This is a genomic window from Streptomyces cavernicola, assembly GCF_029968035.1.
GTDB lineage: Bacteria > Actinomycetota > Actinomycetes > Streptomycetales > Streptomycetaceae > Streptomyces > Streptomyces cavernicola.
Window position 1 is genome coordinate 48,938 of sequence record NZ_JASCIQ010000032.1, and the last position, 20,290, is coordinate 69,227.

Consider the following 20,290-nt stretch of genomic DNA (forward strand, 5'->3'; position numbering starts at 1 on the left):
GGTACCGCTATGGTCCCCGTCGGTGGCACGTCGTTCCACGTGTCGCCGCGCCCTCGGGGGGAGGGAAGGAAACCACACGATGCCCGTACCCATACCGCGGCAGAGAGCAGTCCCGGCCGCGGAAGGTGGTCAGGCAGGGGCGTTCCCGGCGCAGGCCGGAACCGAGACCGGCGGCGGCCTGACGCTGCTGGTCATCGAGGACGACCCGGCCGAGGCGCTGTCCGTGCCGGATCTGCTCGACGCCGCAGGCAAGCCCATCCGTATCCGTACCGCCCGCAACCTCACCGAGGCCGAGCGGCTGCTCACCGACGACGTGCACTGCATCCTGCTCGACCTGGCGCTGCCCGCGCCCGGCGCCGACCACGGCGAGGACGAGCTGGCGACGCTGCGGCACGTCCTGCAGCTCGCGCCCCGGCACGCCGTGCTCGCGCTCACCGCGACCGGCGATGTCGACCTGGCCGGCGAGGCCGTGCGGGTCGGCGCGCAGGACTACCTGTTCCGTGAGGAGCTGGACGCCCGGCTGCTGAGCCGCGCCATTCGCTACGCGGTGGAGCGCAAGCGGGCGGACATCGCCCAGCGGCAGCTCACCGAGTCGAAGCTGCGCGCGCAGGAGAACGCCCGCCTGGAGCGGGGCCTGCTGCCCACGCCGCTGCTCGACGGCTCGCAGCTGCGGTTCGCGGCGCGCTACCGTCCGGGCCGCTCCCGGGCGCTGCTCGGCGGCGACTTCTACGACACGGTGCGCACGCCCGACGGCACGGTGCACGCCATGATCGGCGACGTCTGCGGGCACGGCCCGGACGAGGCGGCGCTCGGTGTGGAGCTGCGGATCGCCTGGCGGGCGCTGACCCTCGCGGGCCTCTGCGGGGACGAGCTGCTCTCGACGCTGCAGCAGGTCCTGGAGCACGAGCGTCCGGACGACGAGATCTTCGCGACGCTCTGCACGGTCGACATCTCGCCCGACGGCCGCAGCGCCGGGCTCTGTCTGGCCGGCCACCCCTCGCCGCTGATCACCCGGCCGGGCCGCCCGGCGGAGCTGCTGCCGTACGAGAACGGCGGCCCCGCGCTCGGTCTGCTGCCGCGCGCCCGCTGGCCGCGTCAGCAGGTGCAGCTGGGCGGCGAGTGGAGCCTGATGCTCTACACCGACGGCCTGATCGAGGGCCGGATAGGCGAGGGCAACCAGCGCCTCGGCCAGGACGGCATGGTGGAGATGGTCCGCCGCCAGGTCTCCGACGGGCTGTCCGGCGAGGAGCTCCTCGAAGCGGCCGTCAACGAGGTCCGGGCGCTCAACGGCGGCGAGCTGACGGACGACGTGGCGGTGCTGCTGCTCGACCGGGGCGGGCGCTGAGGCCTCTCCCCGTACGCACCTCAGGGGTGCACGCAGAACGGAGCCGCACCGGGAAGGTGCGGCTCCGTTGTCGTGCGGGGCTGTTGTCGTGCGGGGCTGTTGCGTCGGCTTTCGTACGGCTGCTGCGTCGGCGGAGCGTCCGCCGGCGTTCACCGTCCGCCGTTGTACGGCCCGTAAGGACCGTCGCTGCTGCTGCCGCCTCGGCGGCCTCCGCCGCCCGTGACCTGCTTGAGCGCGGGGCGTACGTCGACGAAGAAGACGATCGTCGCGATCAGACCCGCGATCTGCAGCATCAGGCCCAGGCCGGGGATCCCGATGACGTTCACCAGGACCGTGACGCCGAGGAGGATCAGCCAGAAGTTCTTGGTCTGCTTGTTCGCCGCGACGTAGGCGTCCGGGCGGGCGAGGGCGGCCATCACCAGGGCCACCGCCGCGAGTACCAGCATGGCGAGGAAGAGCAGTCCCACGAAGCTCGCGAAACCTGACATCAGCACGTTGCCCACCACCTGATCCGAGTCGTCTCTACACCGGCAACCGTACCCGGCCGAACGGTCGCCGTATCCGTGGAACGCCCCGGGCTCTCGCTGAGTGCCCGGGGCGTTCCACGGTGCTGTCGCGACCGTCCGCCGTGATCACTCGGCGGGCGGGGTGGCCTTCTTCGCCGTGGTCTTCTTGGCGGGGGCCTTCTTCGCCGTCGCCGTGGTGACCGTCGAGCCGTTCTTCTTGGCCGACTCGGGCTTCGACTCGTCCTCGACCGCGACCGGCTCCGCGACCGGCTGCGCGACGGGCTCCGCGGCGGTCTCGGTCTTCTCGAACCTGCTCCGGGCGGCCTTCGGCTCGCCCTCGGCCTTCGGCTCCGCCTGGGGCTCGACCGCGGCGGCGATCTCCTCGATCTCGTCGGCCGCCTCACCGCGCCAGACCTTGACGGCCTGCTCGCCGTGCTCAGCGACCTCGTCGTACTTCTCGCGGGCCTTCACCGCGTACTCGGCGGCGACGCCGACGCCGCGCAGGGCCAGGCCCTGGGCGGTCTCACCGAGCTTCTTGAGGTCGGTGTCGAGGCTGCCGAGCACCTCGGTGACCTTGGCCTGCAGGGTCTCCTGCGCTTCCTTGGCGCGGGCCGCGGCCTTCTCCTGGACCTCCTTGGGGTCCGTGGCGCGTACGGCCTCGAACCGGGCCGGGGCCTCGGCCTGCAGCTTCTCGATCAGCGCGGGGACCTTCTTGGCCTGCTGCACGGCGAGGTCGGCCGTACCGGCCGCGAAGAAGAGCGGCTTGGGGTCGCTGAGGGTCTTGCGGATGTCGTCGGTGATGGCCATGCCTGGGGTCCTCCGGTCAGGGTGAGGGTTCGATGGTGGTGCTGCCGTCGGCCGTGCGGGGGCCGTCATCGGCGGTGTCCTCGCCACGGCCGGGGGCGTCGGCGCGCGCGCCGCTCTTCCCGGTCCGGGCGGGCCCGTCCTCGTTCGTCTCGGGCTTCGTATCGGGCTTCGTCTCGAATCCGTTCTCCTTGCGGAAGGACTCGTAGATCTGCAGCAGCACCTGCTTCTGCCGCTCGTTGATCGTCGGGTCGGCGAGGATCGCGGCGCGCGTCTCCACTTCGTCGCGGTCCCGCTCGTCGAGGATCCCGGCCTGCACGTACAGCGTCTCGGCAGAGATCCGCAGCGCCTTGGCGACCTGCTGCAGGACCTCGGCGCTCGGCTTGCGCAGGCCGCGCTCGATCTGACTGAGGTACGGGTTGGACACCCCGGCGGCGTCGGCGAGCTGACGCAACGACAGCTGCGCGTTGCGCCGCTGCTCGCGCAGGTACTCACCGAGATTGCCGACGTTGAGCGATGCCATGCGTCGATGGTGCAGCATCAGCGCTAACTATTGCAAGCGACTGCTTGCAATAGTGTCGCACCGCACGATGCATGGCGACGCTGACACTGCCGATGACGATCTGCGCGGTGCGCGCCTGGCGTTCGGCCCATGACTTCTCCGGACGGCGGTACGGGCAGTGACAGCGGCTACGGCAGTACGGGCAGCGGCGGCCGCGTCGACGACGAGCCCGGCGTGACCGTCCGCTGCCAGGACAACGCGTCGACCGGCGTGAGGTTCTGCGACCGGTTCACTCTCGACGCGGACTCCGTGCACTTCGCCGTCGACCACCGGGGCTGGGACGGCGAGCGGAGCCGGCAGACGTATGCGCGGCGGCGCCACCGCGTGGCGTCAGTGGAGTGAGCCGTCACTGGAGTACCGCTGCCCCAACCACCCCCGGATCGCGTCGAGTTCGTCGTCCGTCAGGCCGTAGCGGGCGTCGACGCGGTGCAGCAGGGCGTGGCCCGGGTGGTGGGCGGCGACCCAGGTGCGGTCGGGCTCGGTGATCTCGTCGTCCACCCATACGAAGGGCCGGCCGGCCGCCCACTCGACGATCGGGCGCGTCTTCCAGTGCACGCCCTGCTCCCCGTACGCCTCCTCCGGCCAGGGCAGCACGGGCAGTTCGGGCAGTCCCAGCCAGGGCGCGAGGACGTCGTTGGCGTCCTCGCCCCAGGTGGTCGCCCACACCAACTCGCAGTCGAGCGCGGCCAGTCGGCCCCCGAGCGCCGGGTCGACGCGCTGCAGCAGCGGATGCCCGCCGCCCGCCCGGACCCCGCGGCCGTACGTCGGGTACCCCTCGGGCAATTCGTCCGGCCCCGCTCCGAAGGGGATGAGGGGACCGTCGATGTCGAGGAAGAGCAGTGGCAGAGGGCGCGCCCCGGAGTGCCTTTCTGGGCGATGTTCAGGGCGTCGTCCGGGGTGCGGGGGCCGGGGCCGGGTCACGCCCGCACGATAACGCGGCGGGAGCCGGCTCACAGCGGCCTGGCCGAGATGGGCTACAGCAACGCCCCGGCCCACACCGTCCGCAGCACCGTCCCGAGTGAGTCGACGACGTGCCGCACACCGGCGGAGCGCAGGCTCTCCTGGCGGCTGCCGTCCTGCCCGTACCCGAGGAACGCCACGCCGGCCTCGCGTGCCGCCAGGTGGTCCGCGGGCGCGTCCCCGATCAGCAGCGTCGTCGACGGGTCCGCGCCGAGGGAGTCGAGCGCGCGGTGCAGGCAGTCCGGGTCCGGCTTGAGGCTGTGCACGCGGCCGGTGCGGCGGCCGTGGATGTGCGGGCCGAAGCAGTCGGCGACGCCGCGGCCCTCGATGTAGCGGCGGGCCGCCTCCGGGGCGTGGTCGGTGGCGACGGCGAGGCGGACGCCGGTGGCGTGCCAGGTGCGGATCAGCCGGTCCACGTACGGGGTGGGGAAGGCGCGCGCGGCGGCGCACAGCTCCTCCTCGGTGAGTCTGGCCTCCAGGGCCGCCTCCAGGGGGCTGCCGGGGCGGGCGGCGTGCACGGCGCTCAGCACGGCGCGCGGGTCGGCCGAATCCCGCTCGTCCGCCGTGAGCAGGCCGTCCTCGCCCTGCCTGGCCAGCCACTCGACGAGGTTGTCCACGACGGTTCGGGAGTCGTGGTGCGCGTAGAGGCGGCAGATCGGGCCGTCGAAGTCGAAGAGGACGCACTCGGCGCGAACGATCAAGTCCTGCAGGTTCTCGGCCACTTGCCCCACCCACTCACCCTGTGCCGTGTCGGTTGTCATCAAGAGAGTGTCAGGGTCCGGGCGATGGTGTTCCAGAGTGCGTCGAACCACTTCTGCGACTCGGTCACGAACGCCTCGTCGCGCGGGCCCGCGGAGCTGTCGAAGGAGAAGAGCAGCGACTGGGTGCCGAGCGCGTCGTACATATGGATCTTCTCGCTGTCGATCTCCTCCTCGCGCTTGGTGACCATGTAGTACGCGAGGAGCGCATCGGTGCCGTTGAGCAGGTACAGCTTCGTCGCCGGCGTGAACGGCAGGGCCTTGAACTCCACCTTGACGTCGATGCCGTGGCTGTTGCGCAGGGCGCGGAGGTTGTGGCGCAGGACCTGGCCCTGTGCGTTGCGCTGGGCCAGCCAGCGCCGGTGCACCGGTTCGTCGACCACCTCGTCGTCGGCGGCGGCGTGCTCGGAGGGCTCGCCGGCGGGCACGGGGAAGGCGAGGTTGATGCGGCTGCTGGGGAGCAGCACACGCAGGGTGATCGACTCGGGGCGGATCCGGCCTTCGTAGATCAGCCGCAGCGGATCGCTGAGGCCCACCATCAGGGTCGCTGAGGTCAGGCAGACCGCGTCGATGGTGATGTGCGGGGTCTCCTCGAAGGCGTCGACCAGGCGCGGGCCGAGGGCGACCAGGCTGGCCTGCGGTTCTTCGGTGAGCGGCGCCCGCTCGGCGACCTGCGGCGGGCTGCCCTTGGAGACGTTCATCAGCAGGCCCTCGCGGGCCAGGATCGCCAGGGCCTGACGGATCGCGCCGCGCTCCACGCCGAACTCCTCGGCCAGCTTGGCCTGGGTGGGCATCCGGCTGCCCGCGGGCACGGCGCCGCTGCGGATCCGCCGACGCAGTTCGTCGGCTATGTCCTTGTGCGAGGGCTTTCTTCCGTTCACCGCAACGCTCTCCTGGGTCACGACCAAAACGGTACAACTGCTCGCCATCCAACGGGAGTTGTTTGAAGACTTGTTAGCCAAGCCGACCAAGTGGGAACAACGCAGGAGAGGTTGGCAGCCAACTTCACCAAGTTAGTGCCACCTAACCACCAGCTCTCCTCCCCACCCGAAGGAGGAACCACCATGCCCGTCATCGCAGTTCTGACAGCACTCTTCGTCGTCGGCTTCGAAGAGTTCGTCGAGTGGCAGTACGGCCCCCTGGGAATCGTGGGGATGCTGCTGCTCAGCATCGGGGTCAAGGCCAAGGACCCCACCTGCAGCTCGCTCGGCGCGGTCGTGCTCGCGGTGCTCGTCACCGGCCCGGCGCTCGCCTGACCCGGCAAGTCCCGTACGGGACCCGCGCTCCGTTCAGAACACATCAGGGCGCGTCAGAACACGTCCGGACACCACGGACTGCGGGGCGTACCCAGCAGGGCGTCGGCAATGGCGGCGGCGCCCGCCCTCTCCTCGGTCAGCCGGCCGAGCGCGGCGAGCCGCACCGCGGACGCGTCGCCCAGCCACAGCGCACCCAACTCCCGCACGTCCAGGGCGACTTCGGCCGCATCCCGGGTCGGCGTACAGGACCCGCGCCCGTCCGTCCCGACCTCAAGGCAGTACCGCCCGCCCGCGAACCCCAGCCGGTCGCCCACCTCGACGACGAGGGCGCCCGGCATTCCGTACGTCCGCGCCTCCAGGGCCGCCGGGACGTCCAGGATCCGCACCCACAGCCAGTCCCCGAGCGTGACGATGCGGGCGGCGCGCGCGTTCGGGAAGAGGTCCGCGACCAGCGCGTCCGGGGCGCGCGGCCCGGTGCGCACCGTCTGGACCCAGTCCACGGAGCAGACGTACCGCCACAGCGCGCGCTCCGCCGCCGGGCTCGCGGCGGTCAGCTCCAGGACGGTGGCGGTGTTCAGCGGCTGCTTGCCGTCGCCCCACTTCGCATCGCAGACGTACGCGAGCAGCCCGTCCACCTCGCCCGCGGCCGAGCGGTGCACGGCGAAGAACGGGTCCTTCCACGGCGCCCACCCAGGCCGCACCTCGCCGGTGAACACCTGCCACCAGCGCTCGCCCCGGTCCACCGCACCCGGCGTCGCCCGCCGCACCCGCTCGTGGAGGGCGGGCCCCAGCTTGCGTACGTCGGAGGCGTCCACGAGGTCGATCCGGCCGCCGTCCTCGGGCCCCGACCAGCGCGGGTCGAGCCCGGTGCGCGGCACGTCGATCTCCCACTCGGCCATGCGCGTGGCCGGGCCGAAGCCGTACCGCCCGTAGATCGGGTACTCGGCGGCGATCAGCGTCGCCGCCACGTCCCCGCGCTCCTTTGCCGCCCCGAGGTCCTCGGTGATCATGCGGGTGAGCAGGCCGCGGCGGCGGTGCGTCGGGGAGACGGTGACGTTGGACACGGCGTTCGCCGCGACCTCCGCGCCCCCGACGGCGGTCAGCCGCTGCCCGAACGAGCGGTACGTCGCCACACAGCGGCCGTCGTCGAACGCGCCCCGCATGCGGCTGAGGCCGACGGACGACCTGCGGTCCTCGATCTCTTCGTCGGTGCTGGTCGGGGCGCGGAGGAAGCCGGTGTTCAGGGCTCGCACCCAGTCGGGGAAGTCGGGTTCGGTGAGGAGGCGGACGTCTACGGGCATTCGGTCACCGTAGGCGGGTGGCCTCGCGGGGCGCACGGGAGTTTTTCGTCCCCACCCCGCCCCTTCCCGAAAGCCTGCGGCGCCGTCTCGGGGGCCGGCCCCCGGACCTCCCCCGCTCCTCAAACGCCGGAGGGCTGAACAAGGCGGGCTGCGCTCAGAACGCCGCCCGGATCTCCCCCACCTCGCGCCCTCCGCCGAGCAGCGGCGCCGCGCCGATGCGCGTGAGGGCGGGGGTCTGGACGTCGAGCTGCTCCAGGACGCGGGCGAGGATCGGGCCGAGCGCGCGGACCGCGCCGTCGTCGACCTTGAACGCGAGCGCGCGACCGTCCGGCAGTGCCACCGCCTGCACGGCCTCGGCGCCCATCTTCGACAGGACGCCCGGCACCGCCTGCATCAGCCAGGTGTCGGGGCGGCGCGTGCCCGCCACGTACTCCGGGTGGGCCCGCATCGCGTCCGCGACCCGGCGCTCCGGCGTGCCGGGCTCGGCGAGCACGAAGTGCCGGAAGGAGCGGGCGAGGCCGGTGAGGCTGATGGCCATCAGCGGGGCGCCGCAGCCGTCGGTGCCGGTGGCGGCGACGGGCTCGCCCGCCGCCTCCTCGATGACGTCGCGGACCAGGAGCTGCAGCGGGTGCTCCGGGTCCAGGTACGACTCCTGGTCCCAGCCGCGCCCGGCGCAGGCGGCGATCATCGCGGCGTGCTTGCCGGAGCAGTTCATGGCGACCCGGTCCCGGACGGAGCCGCCCGCCAGGTACGCCTCCGCCTCGGTCGCGTCGAAGGGCAGGTCGGGCGGGCACTGCAGGGCCGACTCGGTGAGGCCGAACTCACCGATCATCGTGCGGACCAGGTCCAGGTGGAAGGGCTCGCCGGAGTGGCTGGCTGAGGCGAGGGCGAGGCGCTCGCCGGAGAGGTCGAGCCCGGCCCGCAGTACGGCGGCGGCCTGCATCGGCTTGTTCGCGGAGCGCGGGAAGACGGGGGCGGAGACGTCGCCCACGGAGCGCTCGACGCTGCCGTCGGCGGCGAGGACGACCAGCGAGCCCCGGTGCCGTCCTTCGACGAATCCGGAGCGCACGACCTCGGCGAGGACCGGCGATACGGCGGGCTGCGGAGGAGCGCTGGCGGTGGCGGATGCCGTCATCGTCGGTGGGTGCCTTCCGGTGGTCCGCCCGCGGCCCACCGGGGTTTCCGGCGGTCAGGCGAGCAGGTCGTCTACTTGTGCTTCCCCTTCACGGTACCTGCGTGCGATTTCGGCGCTGCAATCGTCGGCCGTGCGCTGGAGGAGCTGGCGGCGGTGCGAGACCTGCTGCTCGTAGCGGACCAGGCGGCCCATCGCGGCGTGCAACTCGTCGTCGGTGCGGGCGTCCAGGTCGGACAGCTCCACCTCGCCGAGCATCTCGGCGGCCAGGCTGCGGTACTCCTCGCCGTGCGGAGTGCCGACCGTCACATGCCGGGCGGACGAGCGGTGCCGCGAGGGCGTGTCCGTGAGGATCTCGGAGAGCCGCGCCACCCGGTCCGGGTCGGGCGGCGGCGCGGCCGGGTCGCGGCGCTGCGCCAGCTCGGCCCGCAGGATGTCGATACGGCCCTGGAGCAGCCGGCGTACGTAGCTGAGGTCGGCCTCGTCCTGCTGCGAGGTGCGGCGCAGGGCCCGGACCTCGGGCAGCCGGAGCAGCGCCAGATCGTGCTCGGGCAGCTCGGGCAGGCGGTCCCCGGTGCGCTGTGTGGGCGGGCGCGGCGCACCGGAGCAGGCGCCGGGCGCCGTCGGTACGGGCCCCGGCGGCTGGCCCGCGGTGCTCGACGTGCTGTTCATGCTGTTGACCGTCCCCTCGACCGGTGCGGGGCGCCGCAGGCGCGCCGCTGGTCTGCAGAATGCCACCCTTCGTACCCGACTTGGGGCGGGGTGCACTCGATCGGCCCCGGATAGCCGTATGGCGTTAGGTGGCGGATGCCGGAAATGGCCGGATCGGGCCGCTCGGGCGCACGGCATGATGGACGGCATGCGAGCAGTGGTGCAGAGGGTCGACGGCGCGAGCGTCGTCGTAGCGGGAGAGACCGTCGGGGAGATCACGGGCGAGGGCCTGTGCGTCCTGGTCGGCGTGACGCACGAGGACACGAAGGAGAAGGCGGCCCAACTGGCCCGCAAACTCTGGTCGTTGCGCATGCTCGACGGCGAGAAGTCGTGCAGCGACATCGACGCGCCGCTCCTCGTGATCAGCCAGTTCACCCTGTACGGAGACGCCCGCAAGGGCCGCCGCCCCACCTGGAACGCGGCGGCGCCCGGCGAGGTGGCCGAGCCGCTGGTCGACGAGGTCGTGGCCCAGCTGCGCGCGCTCGGGGCGACGGTGGCGACGGGGCGGTTCGGCGCGCAGATGCGGGTGTCTTTGACGAACGACGGCCCGTTCACGGTGCTGCTTGAGATGTGAGCGGCGGAGGGGCTCAAAATCGAGCCCCTCCGGCAAGCCCGCCTGCTACGGCTCGACGACGACTTCCTGCGCCGCAGCGGTCGTCCCGACGAGCAACTCCGCGTCCACCGGCACATTCCGCTTGATCAGCGCGAGGGCGATCGGCCCCAACTCGTGGTGCCGGGCGGAGGTCGTGACGAAGCCGATCTTGCGCCCGTCGGGACCGTCGGCGGCGAGCCGCACCTCCGTACCGTGCCCCGGCAGATGCACCTCGCTGCCGTCCAGGTGCAGGAAGACGAGACGACGCGGCGGCTTGCCCAGGTTGTGGACGCGGGCGACGGTCTCCTGCCCGCGGTAGCACCCCTTCTGCAGGTGCACGGCGGTGCCGATCCAGCCCAGCTCGTGCGGGATCGTGCGGTGGTCGGTCTCGAAGCCGAGCCGCGGGCGGTGCGCCTCGACCCGCAGCGCCTCGTGCGCGAGCACGCCGATCGCCGGCCCGTTGGCCTCCGCGTACGCCTCAAGCTCCGCGCGCGGCAGGAACAGGTCCCGGCCGTGCGCGGTCTCGCGTACGACGACGCCGTCCGGGACGGGGGCGATGGAGCCGGCCGGGAGGTGCACGACCGCGAACTCCTCGGTGCGGTCGGCGACTTCGACGCGGTAGAAGAACTTCATCGACTCCAGGTAGGCGAGCAGCGCCTCCTGGGTGCCGGGCTCGATGTGCGCCCAGACCGTCGTGCCGTCGTCGACGAGGTAGAGGGCGTGCTCGATGTGCCCGTTGGCGGAGAGGATCAGGGCTTCGGTGGCCTGGCCGACGGGCAGGTCGCTGACGTGCTGGGTGAGCAGCAGGTGCAGCCAGCTGAGGCGGTCCTCGCCGGTGACCGTGAGGACCCCGCGGTGCGAGAGGTCGACGAGACCGACGCCGTCGGCGAGGGCGCGCTGCTCGCGGTACAGCTCGCCGTAGTGCGCGGCGACTCCTTCGTCGACGCCTTCGGCGGGGACGGCACCGGGCAGGGACAGCAGAGGGCTCTTCATATCCACATCACACTACGACTCGTTGACAGCGGGTCTTATTCCCCGTCCGGGACCGGATCCGTACTGGCCTTGGTGCACTCCCCGCAGCGCCCGAAGATCGCGAAGTGCTTCATGTCGGTGTCGAAGTCGAAGGTCGCGCGGAGCTTCTCGATGAACTCGGCGGCGACCTCGACGTCCGCCTCCACGACCCCGGTGCAGTCCCGGCAGACCAGGTGGATGTGGTGGTGCCGGTCGGCGAGGTGGTACGTCGGCGCCCCGTGCCCGAGGTGCGCGTGGCTGACCAGGCCGAGCTCCTCGAGGAGCTCCAGGGTGCGGTAGACCGTGGAGATGTTGACCCCGGAGGCCGTCTTGCGGACCTCTACGAGGATGTCGTCCGGAGTCGCGTGCTCCAGGGTGTCGACGGCTTCGAGGACGAGCTGACGCTGCGGCGTCAGCCGGTAGCCGCGCTGCCTGAGGTCGCTCTTCCAGTCGGTGCTCACCACGCGCACAAGTGTAGGCGGGGCCGGCCGCCCGTTCCCAGGCACCGACCCCGCCTCACGTACGTCCTTCGAAGGCCTGCTTACTTGAAGGCTGTGCTTACTTACAGGCTGTGCTTACTTGAAAAACGCGATGCCGTCGTCCGGCAGGTCCCCGAGGTTGCGCGCCATCTCGGCGACGTCGTCGGGCGAGACGACCTTCTTCAGCTGCGCCGACATGTACGGCCGCAGCGGCACCTCGGGCGTCTGCTTCTCGCCGACCCACATCAGGTCGCTGTTCACGTAGCCGTAGAGGCGCTTGCCACCGCTGTACGGGCCGGAGGCGGCGGTGCGGGCGACGGCGTCCGTGGCCAGGTCGATCTGCGGCTTCTTGTCGGCCAGCTCGCCGTACCAGACCTCGACCACGCCGTCGTCGCGGACCATCACGACCTCGACCTTGCGGGGCCCCTTGTCACCTTCGGCGGAGACCCGCCAGAAGCCGGACTCCGACTCCAGCGGCTTGACCTTGTTGCCCTCGGCGTCGAGCACCCAGGTGTGGGAGCGGTACTCGAGGAAGTCCCGGCCGTCGTGGCTGAAGCTGACTTCCTGGCCGAAGTTGCACTTCTCGCTGCCGGGGAAGTCGTGCACGCCCGCGCCGGCCCAGTTGCCGAGGAGGAACGTGAGGGGCACGAGGTCCGGGTGGAGGTCGGACGGGATCTCGATCATGGGTTACTCAGGCGATCTGTGTCGGAGCGGAAGTCGGTGGCGTCGGCGCGGCGGTCCGCGGCGGCGGCGCTGAGGTCAGCGCTGACCCTGGTACAGCTTCTTCACGGTCAGACCGGCGAACGCGAGAACGCCGACGCAGACCAGAACCAGCAGGGCTGAGAAGAATGCCTCAAGCACGGGGTGCTCCTCGATGAGCGGTGTTAGCAGGACGGGGCCGCGCCCCAGCTTAGTCCGCCCGCCCTCGTCCTTCGCTGTGAGGTTGGCCCTGCGGGGTCCGGGACTACAGTGCGCGGCATGGCGAAGAAGCTCGTGATCAAGGTGACCGCGGGGGCCGATGCCCCCGAGCGCTGCTCGCAGGCCTTCACGGTGGCGGCGGTGGCCGCGGCCAGCGGGGTGCAGGTGTCGCTCTGGCTGACCGGTGAGTCGGCGTGGTTCGCGCTGCCGGGCCGGGCGGCCGAGTTCGAGCTGCCGCACGCGGCGCCGCTGCCGGACCTGATCGAGTCGATCCGGGCGACCGGCCTGATCACGCTCTGCACGCAGTGCGCGGCCCGCCGCGACATCACCGAGCAGGACGTCATCGAAGGGGTGCGGATCGCGGGCGCGCAGGTCTTCGTGCAGGAGGCGACGGCGGACGACACTCAGGCGCTCGTGTACTGAGGCCTGCCGGCGTGCTATCTGCGCTTCTTGCCGTCCAGCTCGTCCCACCACTCGTCGGACTTCGGGTCGCCGGAGGGGTCGTCCCACCAGCGGTCGTCGGGGCCCCGCCGGTTGGCGACGATCGCGGCGAGCGGCGGGATGACCATGGCGACGACGCACATGCCGACGGCGACGGGGACCGACCAGAGGCGTACGACGGCCCACGCCAGGACGAAGAGGGCGAGGCAGGTGCCCATCATGGCGAAGTAGACGTGCCGCCTTCGCGCGTACATGACTCCAGGGTAGAACCGCCGGAACCGCCGCGGACAGCACGGAGCCGGAGGACCGCACCCGCGTCCTGGTAAGCGTCCAACCCCCAGGGGTGCGGCCCTCCGGCCGTCAGAAATGCCTCTCGCCGTCAGACGGCGATGGCGACCTCGGCGAGGCCTCCGGTCTGCGCGACGACCGTGCGGTCCGCCGTGCCGCCGGGCACGAGGGCGCGCAGGGTCCACGTGCCTTCGGCCGCGTAGAAGCGGAACTGACCGGTCGCGGAGGTCGGGACCTCGGCGGTGAACTCGCCGGTCGAGTCCAGGAGTCGCACGTAACCGGTGACGGGCTCGCCGTCGCGGGTCACCTGGCCCTGGATGGTGGTCTCACCGGGCTTGATCGTCGCGGCGTCGGGGCCGCCGACCTGTGCTCCACACATAAGTCACTGTCCTCCTGGTTCAGTTGGAGCCGAGCTCGATCGGGACGCCCACGAGGGAGCCGTACTCCGTCCACGAGCCGTCGTAGTTCTTGACGTTCTCGACGCCGAGCAGCTCGTGCAGGACGAACCAGGTCAGGGCCGAGCGCTCACCGATGCGGCAGTACGCGATGGAGTCCTTGGCGAGGTCCACCTGCTCGTCGGCGTAGAGCTTCTTGAGCTCGTCGTCCGACTTGAACGTGCCGTCGTCGTTGGCGTTCTTGGACCACGGGATGTTGCGGGCGCTCGGCACGTGGCCGGGGCGCTGCGACTGCTCCTGCGGGAGGTGCGCCGGGGCGAGGAGCTTGCCGGAGAACTCGTCGGGCGAGCGCACGTCGACGAGGTTCTGCGAGCCGATCGCCTTCACGACGTCGTCGCGGAACGCACGGATCGAGGTGTCCTGCGCCTTGGCCTTGTACTCGGTGGCCGGGCGGTTCGGGACCTCGGAGCCGTCGACCAGGTCGCGGGAGTCGAGCTCCCACTTCTTGCGGCCGCCGTCGAGGAGCTTGACGTCCTGGTGGCCGTAGAGCTTGAAGTACCAGTAGGCGTAGGACGCGAACCAGTTGTTGTTGCCGCCGTAGAGGACGACGGTGGAGTCGTTGGCGATGCCCTTCGCCGAGAGGAGCTTCTCGAAGCCCTCCTGGTCGATGAAGTCGCGGCGGACCGGGTCCTGCAGGTCCTTCGTCCAGTCGATCCGGATCGCGTTCTTGATGTGGTTCTTGTCGTACGCGGAGGTGTCCTCGTCGACCTCGACGATGACGACGCTCTCGTTGTCGAGGTTGGCCTCGACCCAGTCGGCGTCAACCAGGACGTCGCTGCGGCTCATGCTTTTCTCCTCCGGGGCAGTTGCGGCGGGATGGTGCGCGAGGGGACCGGTCGCGGGTACGCGGCGACAGCGCGGCGTGCGCGAACGGGGGCGGCCCGGCGGGACGCTCGGATCGGCGTCAAGGGGCCAGGGGAATACGGGAGTTGGAGCTCCCGCTCAGACGGGGCGACAGAGCATGGCGGCGACGCGGCACAGGTCTACTGCCCGCCGCTTCGTGAGGTCCGCCTGTCGCTTCATGGCACCGATCGTAGGGAGGGATCGGCAGCCATGTCACCGGTGTGTCGTATTCTGAGACACGATCGTCCGTATTGCGATACGAAAGCCGCCCCGGAGCCCGTACCGCTGGGCTCCGGGGCGACTTCCGCACCCGTCGTATCTAATTTCCGGACGGCTCTGTCTCGCATTGCGGGCAGAGGGCTTGAGCGCCTGCAAAATCAGCCCGTACTGGGGGCTGCGCGCAAGCCGCCCGCTTACCCGGCCAGCTTCACCTTGGAGCCCGTGACCGTGATCTGCACGCCGTCCGCCCGCGCCTCGACCTTGTCGAGCTCGATGCCCTCCGGGAGGCCGTCGACGACCTGCTCGAAGTCGGTGATCTCCCGCATCCGCTGTTCCGCGACCGGCACGGCGCCCAGCTTCGGCAGCTTGTCGGCGTGCACCTGCACGGTCTTGCCGCCCTCGACCTTGGCCGAGCTGACCACCTCGACCGGCTCCGGCAGGCTTTGGCCGAGCACGGTCGCCTGCACCTGGACCTTGATCTTGCCGTCGCCGCCGTCGGCCAGGCCGACCACCTTCGCCGTCACGCCGGGAGCGACCTCCACCGGCTCGACCTTGGCGGCCTTGAGCAGCTCGTCGTACGTGATCCGCGCCGTGCCGGTGGCCGCGGCGGCGGTGGCGGAGCTGTAGTCGGAGGAGAACGCGACGCCGTGCATCTGCGCGTCCAGCTCGGCGATCGTCATCTTGCGGGCCCCGTTCGAGGCCTCCATGCCGTCGATGCCGATCGCCACGGCGTCGAGCTCGCCGGCGAGTACCTGGGTCAGGAACGGGAAGCCCTCGATCGTCACCTCCGGGTCCTGCTGCAGACCCTCGCTGCTGCGCAGCTTCGCGGCGACCTCGTCCTCGGCATAGCCGACGGCGAACCGGTCGGCCGCGATGAACAGGCCGCCGAGCACGACGACGGTGATCAGAAGTATTCGCAGTGCACGCATGGTTCGGTGCTTCCCCCCATGAAATTCCCCCGCCGGTACGGACGTTCGCGAGCCTAAACGACCGGTCCCCCGCCACGAGTTCCAGGTGGAAGCGCGACGGGGGACCTGTCGAAGAGCTGTGACAACCAAGGCAGTTCGGGCTCAGGCCACGACCCGTCCCAGGAGGTAGAGCGCGGGCACCGCGGCCGTGAGCGGCAGCGCCACCCCGGCCGTCATGTGCACGAAGCGCGACGGGTAGTCGTAGCTCGCCACCCGCAGGCCGACCAGGGCGCACACCCCGGCGCCCGCGCCGAGCAGGGCGCCTGCGGAGCCGATGTCCGTCATCCCGCCCACGGCGATGCCCGCGCCCGCGGCGGCGAGCAGCGCCACCACGGCGGAGGCCGGGCCGGGCAGCGGCAGCGCACGCGCGAGCACGGCGACCGCCACGGCGACCGCGCCGACCGAGACGGCCTCGGGCGCGGCGGCGAGGCTGCCGCCGGCGAGGATCGTGAGCGCGGCAGAGGAGACCGTGGCCATCAGGCCGTACATCCGCTCGTCCGCGCCCGCGTGGCTGCGCAGCTGCAGCACGAGGGTGAGCAGCACCCAGACGCCGCCGGTGCCGAGGATCGCCCCCGGCGCGTGCTCCCGGCCGGTGACCAGCACCACCGCGTCGGCGACGACTCCGCCGAGGAAGGCGAGGGCGATGCCCTGCCGCGCGGGCCACATGCCGTTGAGGCGGAACCAGCCGGCCGCCGTCAGGGCCTGCAGCAGAAGCAGCGGCACGAGCAGCCCGAACGGCCCGAGGGCCGCGCCGCCCGCGAGCAGCAGCGCGAGCACCGCGGTGAGCGCGGCGGGCTTCAGGCCGGGCTCGATGATCGGCGAGCGCCCTTCGAGCCGGGCCCGCTGGGCGTACGTGAGCCGCGGCTCCTCGGCGGCCGCAGCGGCCGGGGCGGGACCGGGCTCGGGGGCCCGCGCGGACTCGGCCTTCTGCAGCAGCTCGCTCAACGAGGCGCCGATCGGCTCGGTCTGCTGTCCCTGCGGCGGCAGATAGGCGGTGTCCGCGGCGGCGGCCGGCGCCTGGTACTGCTGCCGGTGCTCCTGCTGGTACTGCTGCTGATGCTGGTGTTGTGGTTGCTGATACGGGTCGTACGACTCGTACGGCTCATACGGCTGCTGACTCATCGCGTGCGGCTCATCCTCCTGCGAACGGCGGGAGCACCTCGACCGTGCCGCCCTCGGCAAGCGCCACCGTCTCATGGGCCCGGGTGCCCACCGGGTGACCGTCGATCAGGAACGAGCATCGCTGCAGGACCCTGACGAGTTCGCCGGGGTGTCGCTCGCGGGCGGCGTCGAGCGCCTCGGCGAGCGTCGCCGCGTCGTACGGCTCATGGGCCGTGCCGGCGGCGGACTTGGCGGCCGCCCAGTAGCGGATGGTGCCGTTGGCCATGGCGGGCGCTCCTTTCGTTGCGTACCGACTCAGTATCCGTGTTCGGCGTCCCGGCCCGAGCCGCCTGTGGAAAACTCCGCGACCGCCCACCTCGCGATCCGGTCGAGCAGCTCCTCGCCCGCCGCGTTCTCCGCGTGCCCCATCCCCGGCTCCAGCCACAGCTCGGCGGCCCCGCCCGCGGCGTCCGCGAGCATCCGCGGGTGGTCGAGCGGGAAGTACGGGTCGCGGTCGCCGTGCACGATCAGGAGCGGGGTCGGCGCGATCAGCGGGACCGCCTCGACCGGTGAGAGCGGCACCGGGTCCCACTCGCGGTGGTGGATACGGGTGTGCAGAACGTGCCGGCCCACCACCCGGCCCGCCCGGCGCGTGACCAGCCAGTGCAGGCGGCGCATCGGGGCCGTGCCCCGGTAGTACCAGCGCGCGGGGGCGCTCACGGCGACGACCGCGTCAGCGTGCGCGTCCGTACGCCCCTCGCCCTCCCCTGCTGTACGGCCTTCCTCTGTACGACCCTCCTCGGGCGCCGGGTGCAGGGCCGCGTGTCGCAGGACCACCGAGCCGCCCATCGAGAAGCCGACCGTCACCACGCGCGCGTGCCCGAGGCTGCGCGCCCAGGCCACCGCCGCCGTCAGGTCGAGCACCTCGCGGTCGCCCACCGTGGACGTGCCGCCCGACTTCCCGTGCCCCCTGAAGGTGAACGTGACCACACCCGCGTACCGCGCGAAAACCGCCGCCGCGCGGCGCACGTGCGGGCGCTCCAGATCGCCGGTGAAGCCGTGCGCGAGGACGATCGCCGGGCCCCGCACCCCCTGCGGACCGGGCTGGTGGAAGGCGTCCACAGGGACTCCGTCGGCCGCCCGCAGAGTGGTACGGAGCGTGCCTTCCTCAGTGCGCTCCGTGGCCGCCGAGCGGGCCCGCCGGGGAGTAGTTCGCGTCACACGCCCTGCCGAACCGGTGCTCATGTGGGCTATTGTCCTAGGCGAAGGACCTGGGCAGCGCAGCCCCCGGGTCCTTTCGTGCTTTCGGGACGGTTCGCGAGAACCGCTCCGGGAGAGCGGCGGAACCCAGGGCGCGGGTGCCGCACGAGCACCACGGGCTGTGCGCGTACGAAGCAGTGCCGCAAACTCCCCCACTGCCTCAACGGCATGGGAGATGCCCCCAGCGCAGGGACCGAGGAGGAACCGACGTAATGGGCGAGCAAACCGTGCACGACCATGAACGACCGACCCGGGCAGGTGGGTCGCGATGAGCTCTCTGCTGCTCCTGACCAACGCACTCCAGCCGTCGACCGAGGTGCTCCCCGCCCTCGGCCTGCTGCTGCACAACGTGCGCGTGGCCCCCGCCGAGGGCCCCGCACTCGTGGACACCCCGGGCGCCGACGTCATCCTGATCGACGGCCGCCGTGACCTTCCCCAGGTGCGCAGCCTCTGTCAGCTGCTGCGCTCCACCGGGCCCGGCTGTCCGCTGATCCTGGTCGTGACCGAGGGCGGCCTCGCCGCGGTCACCGCCGACTGGGGCATCGACGACGTGCTCCTGGACACCGCGGGACCGGCCGAGGTCGAGGCCCGGCTGCGGCTCGCGACCGGCCGGCAGCAGATCACCGGCGACGACTCCCCCATGGAGATCCGCAACGGCGACCTCTCCGTGGACGAGGCGACGTACAGCGCGAAGCTCAAGGGCCGGGTGCTCGACCTGACCTTCAAGGAGTTCGAGCTCCTGAAGTACCTGGCGCAGCACCCCGGCCGCGTCTTCACGCGCGCGCAGCTCCTCCAGGAGGTCTGGGGCTACGACTACTTCGGTGGTACGCGGACCGTGGACGTGCACGTACGACGGCTGCGCGCCAAGCTCGGCCCCGAGCACGAGTCGCTGATCGGCACCGTGCGCAATGTGGGCTACCGCTTCGTGACGCCGGAGAAGGTCGAGCGGAACGCGGACGCCGGGAAGGCCGAGGAGGCCCGGCCGAAGGCCGAGGGCTCTCAGGGCGCACCGCGTTCGACGCGTGCGGCGGGTTCGGTGGGCGGGGATGTGGCTTCTGCGGCATCTGTCACCCGGAAGGACGCCGAACAGCCGGTGGAAGCCGGTACGCGACCTGCAAAGAGGTAGCTCTCCCCGCGTAGACTTCGGGTGTGGCCAAGGTGACGCGGGACGATGTGGCAAGACTGGCGGGGACGTCGACCGCGGTCGTCAGCTACGTCATCAACAACGGACCCCGGCCGGTCGCCCCGGCCACGCGCGAGCGGGTGCTCGCCGCGATCAAGGAGCTGGGGTACCGACCCGACCGGGTCGCCCAGGCCATGGCCTCGCGGCGGACCGACCTCATAGGCATGATCGTGCCGGACGCGCGCCAGCCGTTCTTCGCGGAGATGGCGCATGCCGTGGAACAGGCCGCAGCCGAGCGCGGAAAGATGGTGCTCGTCGGCAACTCCGACTACCTCGACGAGCGCGAGGTGCACTATCTGCGGGCCTTCCTCGGCATGCGCGTCGCCGGACTGATCCTGGTCAGCCAGGGTCCGAGCGAGCACGCGGCCGCCGAGATCGACGCCTGGGACGCGCGCGTGGTGCTGCTGCACCGGCGGCCGGAGGCCATCGAGGACGTCGCGGTCGTCACCGACGACATCGGCGGCGCCCAGCTCACCACCCGCCACCTCCTGGAGCACGGCCACGAGTACGTCGCCTGCCTGGGCATCACGGAGTCGACGCCCACCATCGGCGACCCGGTGGCCGACCACATCGAGGGCTGGCGGCGCGCGATGGCCGAGGCCGGGATCTCCACGGAGGGCCGCCTCTTCGAGGCCCCGTACAACCGCTACGACGCGTACGAGGTCGCGCTGCGCATCCTCTCCGGGCCCGACCGGCCCACCGCGATCGCCTGTGCCACCGACGACCAGGCCATCGGCGTGCTGCGCGCCGCGCGTGAGCTGCGGATCGACGTGCCGGGCGAGCTGGCCGTCGCCGGGTTCGACGACGTGAAGGAGGCTGCGCTCACCGATCCGCCGCTCACCACGGTCGCCTCGGACCGTCCGGCGATGGCGCGGGCCGCGGTCGACCTGCTGCTCGACGATTCGCTGCGGGTCAGCGGCACCCGCAGGGAGCGCCTGCGGCTCTTCCCTTCGCGGCTGGTCGTACGGCGCTCTTGCGGCTGTAACTGAGGCCGTCGTTTCTCTCCCCGCCCCGCCCCTTCCCGAAAGTCCTGGCGGACGGCTTCGGGGGCCAGCCCCCGGACCCCCGCTCCTCAAACGCCGGAGGGGCTGGTTTCAAGGGGAGCGGGGTGCAGCCCCGCCTTATATCGGGCATACGCACTTCTGGCGGGCTTCTCAGGGCGTACTCAGACAGTTCTCATCCTCGGCGGTGAAGCTT

At 71.6% G+C, this 20,290-nt stretch carries 27 protein-coding genes; 7 read left to right on the forward strand and 20 right to left on the reverse strand.

The genetic code is table 11. The annotated features are described in order from the left end of the window. Window positions 1-79 precede the first annotated feature (79 nt). Window positions 80-1,345 (forward strand): PP2C family protein-serine/threonine phosphatase, encoded by a 1,266-nt coding sequence (locus QIS96_RS26765; protein WP_282545317.1) that lies wholly within the window; start codon window positions 80-82, stop codon window positions 1,343-1,345. 149 nt (window positions 1,346-1,494) lie between these two features. Here the strand turns inward: QIS96_RS26765 and QIS96_RS26770 are convergent, their stop codons facing one another. The 3 genes from QIS96_RS26770 to QIS96_RS26780 form a co-directional block, all read right to left on the reverse strand. Further along, complete coding sequence (locus tag QIS96_RS26770; RefSeq protein WP_282545318.1) at window positions 1,495-1,839, reverse strand: DUF2516 family protein; 345 nt, start codon at window positions 1,837-1,839, stop codon at window positions 1,495-1,497. A 138-nt stretch (window positions 1,840-1,977) separates the two neighbouring features. Further along, a complete protein-coding gene (locus QIS96_RS26775) occupies window positions 1,978-2,658 on the reverse strand; it encodes a prolipoprotein diacylglyceryl transferase (protein WP_282545319.1) in 681 nt (226 codons plus the stop codon). A 16-nt stretch (window positions 2,659-2,674) separates the two neighbouring features. Further along, complete coding sequence (locus QIS96_RS26780; RefSeq protein ID WP_282545320.1) at window positions 2,675-3,178, reverse strand: helix-turn-helix domain-containing protein; 504 nt, start codon at window positions 3,176-3,178, stop codon at window positions 2,675-2,677. Between the two features lie 129 nt (window positions 3,179-3,307). Here QIS96_RS26780 and QIS96_RS26785 point away from each other — a divergent pair, with 129 nt between their 5' ends. Beyond that, a complete protein-coding gene (locus QIS96_RS26785; protein WP_282545321.1) occupies window positions 3,308-3,559 on the forward strand; it encodes a hypothetical protein in 252 nt (83 codons plus the stop codon). On the opposite strand, the gene QIS96_RS26790 is transcribed toward QIS96_RS26785, so the two are convergent. The 3 genes from QIS96_RS26790 to QIS96_RS26800 form a co-directional block, all read right to left on the reverse strand. Further along, window positions 3,548-4,063, reverse strand: coding sequence for an HAD domain-containing protein (locus QIS96_RS26790; protein WP_282545375.1), 516 nt, complete (start codon window positions 4,061-4,063; stop codon window positions 3,548-3,550). The genes QIS96_RS26785 and QIS96_RS26790 overlap by 12 nt on opposite strands. A 128-nt stretch (window positions 4,064-4,191) precedes the next feature. Then, complete coding sequence (locus QIS96_RS26795; protein WP_282545322.1) at window positions 4,192-4,938, reverse strand: HAD family hydrolase; 747 nt, start codon at window positions 4,936-4,938, stop codon at window positions 4,192-4,194. Further along, the gene (locus QIS96_RS26800; RefSeq protein ID WP_282545323.1) at window positions 4,938-5,843 is read right to left on the reverse strand and encodes a GntR family transcriptional regulator; all 906 of its coding nucleotides are present in this window, start codon (window positions 5,841-5,843) and stop codon (window positions 4,938-4,940) included. The genes QIS96_RS26795 and QIS96_RS26800 overlap by 1 nt, the downstream gene beginning before the upstream one ends. 156 nt (window positions 5,844-5,999) lie before the next feature. Here QIS96_RS26800 and QIS96_RS26805 point away from each other — a divergent pair, with 156 nt between their 5' ends. Next, the gene (locus QIS96_RS26805) at window positions 6,000-6,191 is read left to right on the forward strand and encodes a hypothetical protein (protein WP_282545324.1); all 192 of its coding nucleotides are present in this window, start codon (window positions 6,000-6,002) and stop codon (window positions 6,189-6,191) included. A gap of 53 nt (window positions 6,192-6,244) precedes the next feature. Here the strand turns inward: QIS96_RS26805 and QIS96_RS26810 are convergent, their stop codons facing one another. From QIS96_RS26810 to QIS96_RS26820, 3 genes are all read right to left on the reverse strand, one after another. Beyond that, complete coding sequence (locus tag QIS96_RS26810) at window positions 6,245-7,492, reverse strand: GNAT family N-acetyltransferase (RefSeq protein WP_282545325.1); 1,248 nt, start codon at window positions 7,490-7,492, stop codon at window positions 6,245-6,247. A gap of 154 nt (window positions 7,493-7,646) precedes the next feature. After that, the gene (locus QIS96_RS26815; protein WP_282545326.1) at window positions 7,647-8,627 is read right to left on the reverse strand and encodes an asparaginase; all 981 of its coding nucleotides are present in this window, start codon (window positions 8,625-8,627) and stop codon (window positions 7,647-7,649) included. A gap of 54 nt (window positions 8,628-8,681) precedes the next feature. Next, a complete protein-coding gene (locus tag QIS96_RS26820) occupies window positions 8,682-9,296 on the reverse strand; it encodes an RsiG family protein (RefSeq protein WP_282545327.1) in 615 nt (204 codons plus the stop codon). Window positions 9,297-9,483: 187 nt separating this feature from the next. On the opposite strand from QIS96_RS26820, the gene dtd reads away from it, so the two are divergent. Next, window positions 9,484-9,909 (forward strand): D-aminoacyl-tRNA deacylase, encoded by a 426-nt coding sequence (dtd, locus tag QIS96_RS26825; protein WP_282545328.1) that lies wholly within the window; start codon window positions 9,484-9,486, stop codon window positions 9,907-9,909. Window positions 9,910-9,954: 45 nt separating this feature from the next. Here dtd and ygfZ read toward each other — a convergent pair whose 3' ends face one another. From ygfZ to QIS96_RS26840, 3 genes are all read right to left on the reverse strand, one after another. Beyond that, window positions 9,955-10,920 carry a CAF17-like 4Fe-4S cluster assembly/insertion protein YgfZ gene (ygfZ, locus tag QIS96_RS26830; RefSeq protein ID WP_282545329.1) on the reverse strand — a complete coding sequence of 322 codons (966 nt, stop codon included), beginning with the start codon at window positions 10,918-10,920 and terminating at the stop codon, window positions 9,955-9,957. A 35-nt stretch (window positions 10,921-10,955) separates the two neighbouring features. Then, window positions 10,956-11,402 carry a Fur family transcriptional regulator gene (locus QIS96_RS26835; RefSeq protein ID WP_282545330.1) on the reverse strand — a complete coding sequence of 149 codons (447 nt, stop codon included), beginning with the start codon at window positions 11,400-11,402 and terminating at the stop codon, window positions 10,956-10,958. A gap of 111 nt (window positions 11,403-11,513) precedes the next feature. Beyond that, window positions 11,514-12,101 (reverse strand): FABP family protein, encoded by a 588-nt coding sequence (locus tag QIS96_RS26840; RefSeq protein WP_282545331.1) that lies wholly within the window; start codon window positions 12,099-12,101, stop codon window positions 11,514-11,516. A 294-nt stretch (window positions 12,102-12,395) separates the two neighbouring features. On the opposite strand from QIS96_RS26840, the gene QIS96_RS26845 reads away from it, so the two are divergent. Beyond that, window positions 12,396-12,758: a DsrE family protein gene (locus QIS96_RS26845; RefSeq protein ID WP_282545332.1), complete on the forward strand. Its 363-nt coding sequence runs from the start codon at window positions 12,396-12,398 to the stop codon at window positions 12,756-12,758. 14 nt (window positions 12,759-12,772) lie between these two features. Here QIS96_RS26845 and QIS96_RS26850 read toward each other — a convergent pair whose 3' ends face one another. From QIS96_RS26850 to QIS96_RS26880, 8 genes are all read right to left on the reverse strand, one after another. After that, window positions 12,773-13,030: a DUF3099 domain-containing protein gene (locus QIS96_RS26850; protein ID WP_282545333.1), complete on the reverse strand. Its 258-nt coding sequence runs from the start codon at window positions 13,028-13,030 to the stop codon at window positions 12,773-12,775. 125 nt (window positions 13,031-13,155) lie between these two features. Then, window positions 13,156-13,443: a DUF1416 domain-containing protein gene (locus QIS96_RS26855; RefSeq protein WP_282514747.1), complete on the reverse strand. Its 288-nt coding sequence runs from the start codon at window positions 13,441-13,443 to the stop codon at window positions 13,156-13,158. A 19-nt stretch (window positions 13,444-13,462) separates the two neighbouring features. Then, a complete protein-coding gene (locus QIS96_RS26860) occupies window positions 13,463-14,305 on the reverse strand; it encodes a sulfurtransferase (RefSeq protein ID WP_282545334.1) in 843 nt (280 codons plus the stop codon). A 156-nt stretch (window positions 14,306-14,461) separates the two neighbouring features. Then, on the reverse strand, window positions 14,462-14,542 hold the full coding sequence (locus tag QIS96_RS37915; RefSeq protein ID WP_351229977.1) for an Ms5788A family Cys-rich leader peptide: 81 nt from the start codon (window positions 14,540-14,542) through the stop codon (window positions 14,462-14,464). 233 nt (window positions 14,543-14,775) lie between these two features. Beyond that, a complete protein-coding gene (locus QIS96_RS26865) occupies window positions 14,776-15,510 on the reverse strand; it encodes an LmeA family phospholipid-binding protein (protein ID WP_282545335.1) in 735 nt (244 codons plus the stop codon). Window positions 15,511-15,651: 141 nt separating this feature from the next. Next, window positions 15,652-16,671 carry a hypothetical protein gene (locus tag QIS96_RS26870; protein ID WP_349017418.1) on the reverse strand — a complete coding sequence of 340 codons (1,020 nt, stop codon included), beginning with the start codon at window positions 16,669-16,671 and terminating at the stop codon, window positions 15,652-15,654. Window positions 16,672-16,681: 10 nt separating this feature from the next. After that, the gene (locus tag QIS96_RS26875) at window positions 16,682-16,936 is read right to left on the reverse strand and encodes a MoaD/ThiS family protein (RefSeq protein ID WP_282545337.1); all 255 of its coding nucleotides are present in this window, start codon (window positions 16,934-16,936) and stop codon (window positions 16,682-16,684) included. Window positions 16,937-16,965: 29 nt separating this feature from the next. Further along, a complete protein-coding gene (locus QIS96_RS26880) occupies window positions 16,966-17,895 on the reverse strand; it encodes an alpha/beta hydrolase (RefSeq protein WP_282545338.1) in 930 nt (309 codons plus the stop codon). Window positions 17,896-18,178: 283 nt separating this feature from the next. Here QIS96_RS26880 and QIS96_RS26885 point away from each other — a divergent pair, with 283 nt between their 5' ends. Then, the gene (locus QIS96_RS26885) at window positions 18,179-19,036 is read left to right on the forward strand and encodes a response regulator transcription factor (RefSeq protein ID WP_282545339.1); all 858 of its coding nucleotides are present in this window, start codon (window positions 18,179-18,181) and stop codon (window positions 19,034-19,036) included. A gap of 23 nt (window positions 19,037-19,059) precedes the next feature. Continuing rightward, the gene (locus QIS96_RS26890; RefSeq protein WP_282545340.1) at window positions 19,060-20,082 is read left to right on the forward strand and encodes a LacI family DNA-binding transcriptional regulator; all 1,023 of its coding nucleotides are present in this window, start codon (window positions 19,060-19,062) and stop codon (window positions 20,080-20,082) included. Window positions 20,083-20,290 lie beyond the last annotated feature (208 nt).

Excerpts from the sequence above, each read along its gene's own strand:
- QIS96_RS26765 (WP_282545317.1), top strand. The coding sequence starts at position 80 with ATGCCCGTACCCATACCGCGGCAGAGAGCAGTCCCGGCCGCGGAAGGT.
- QIS96_RS26775 (WP_282545319.1), bottom strand. The coding sequence starts at position 2,658 with ATGGCCATCACCGACGACATCCGCAAGACCCTCAGCGACCCCAAGCCG.
- QIS96_RS26780 (WP_282545320.1), bottom strand. The coding sequence starts at position 3,178 with ATGGCATCGCTCAACGTCGGCAATCTCGGTGAGTACCTGCGCGAGCAG.
- QIS96_RS26785 (WP_282545321.1), top strand. The coding sequence starts at position 3,308 with ATGACTTCTCCGGACGGCGGTACGGGCAGTGACAGCGGCTACGGCAGT.
- QIS96_RS26795 (WP_282545322.1), bottom strand. The coding sequence starts at position 4,938 with ATGACAACCGACACGGCACAGGGTGAGTGGGTGGGGCAAGTGGCCGAG.
- QIS96_RS26805 (WP_282545324.1), top strand. The coding sequence starts at position 6,000 with ATGCCCGTCATCGCAGTTCTGACAGCACTCTTCGTCGTCGGCTTCGAA.
- QIS96_RS26810 (WP_282545325.1), bottom strand. The coding sequence starts at position 7,492 with ATGCCCGTAGACGTCCGCCTCCTCACCGAACCCGACTTCCCCGACTGG.
- QIS96_RS26815 (WP_282545326.1), bottom strand. The coding sequence starts at position 8,627 with ATGACGGCATCCGCCACCGCCAGCGCTCCTCCGCAGCCCGCCGTATCG.
- QIS96_RS26820 (WP_282545327.1), bottom strand. The coding sequence starts at position 9,296 with ATGAACAGCACGTCGAGCACCGCGGGCCAGCCGCCGGGGCCCGTACCG.
- dtd (WP_282545328.1), top strand. The coding sequence starts at position 9,484 with ATGCGAGCAGTGGTGCAGAGGGTCGACGGCGCGAGCGTCGTCGTAGCG.
- ygfZ (WP_282545329.1), bottom strand. The coding sequence starts at position 10,920 with ATGAAGAGCCCTCTGCTGTCCCTGCCCGGTGCCGTCCCCGCCGAAGGC.
- QIS96_RS26840 (WP_282545331.1), bottom strand. The coding sequence starts at position 12,101 with ATGATCGAGATCCCGTCCGACCTCCACCCGGACCTCGTGCCCCTCACG.
- QIS96_RS26845 (WP_282545332.1), top strand. The coding sequence starts at position 12,396 with ATGGCGAAGAAGCTCGTGATCAAGGTGACCGCGGGGGCCGATGCCCCC.
- QIS96_RS26850 (WP_282545333.1), bottom strand. The coding sequence starts at position 13,030 with ATGTACGCGCGAAGGCGGCACGTCTACTTCGCCATGATGGGCACCTGC.
- QIS96_RS26855 (WP_282514747.1), bottom strand. The coding sequence starts at position 13,443 with ATGTGTGGAGCACAGGTCGGCGGCCCCGACGCCGCGACGATCAAGCCC.
- QIS96_RS26860 (WP_282545334.1), bottom strand. The coding sequence starts at position 14,305 with ATGAGCCGCAGCGACGTCCTGGTTGACGCCGACTGGGTCGAGGCCAAC.
- QIS96_RS37915 (WP_351229977.1), bottom strand. The coding sequence starts at position 14,542 with ATGAAGCGACAGGCGGACCTCACGAAGCGGCGGGCAGTAGACCTGTGC.
- QIS96_RS26865 (WP_282545335.1), bottom strand. The coding sequence starts at position 15,510 with ATGCGTGCACTGCGAATACTTCTGATCACCGTCGTCGTGCTCGGCGGC.
- QIS96_RS26870 (WP_349017418.1), bottom strand. The coding sequence starts at position 16,671 with ATGAGTCAGCAGCCGTATGAGCCGTACGAGTCGTACGACCCGTATCAG.
- QIS96_RS26875 (WP_282545337.1), bottom strand. The coding sequence starts at position 16,936 with ATGGCCAACGGCACCATCCGCTACTGGGCGGCCGCCAAGTCCGCCGCC.
- QIS96_RS26880 (WP_282545338.1), bottom strand. The coding sequence starts at position 17,895 with ATGAGCACCGGTTCGGCAGGGCGTGTGACGCGAACTACTCCCCGGCGG.
- QIS96_RS26885 (WP_282545339.1), top strand. The coding sequence starts at position 18,179 with ATGAGCTCTCTGCTGCTCCTGACCAACGCACTCCAGCCGTCGACCGAG.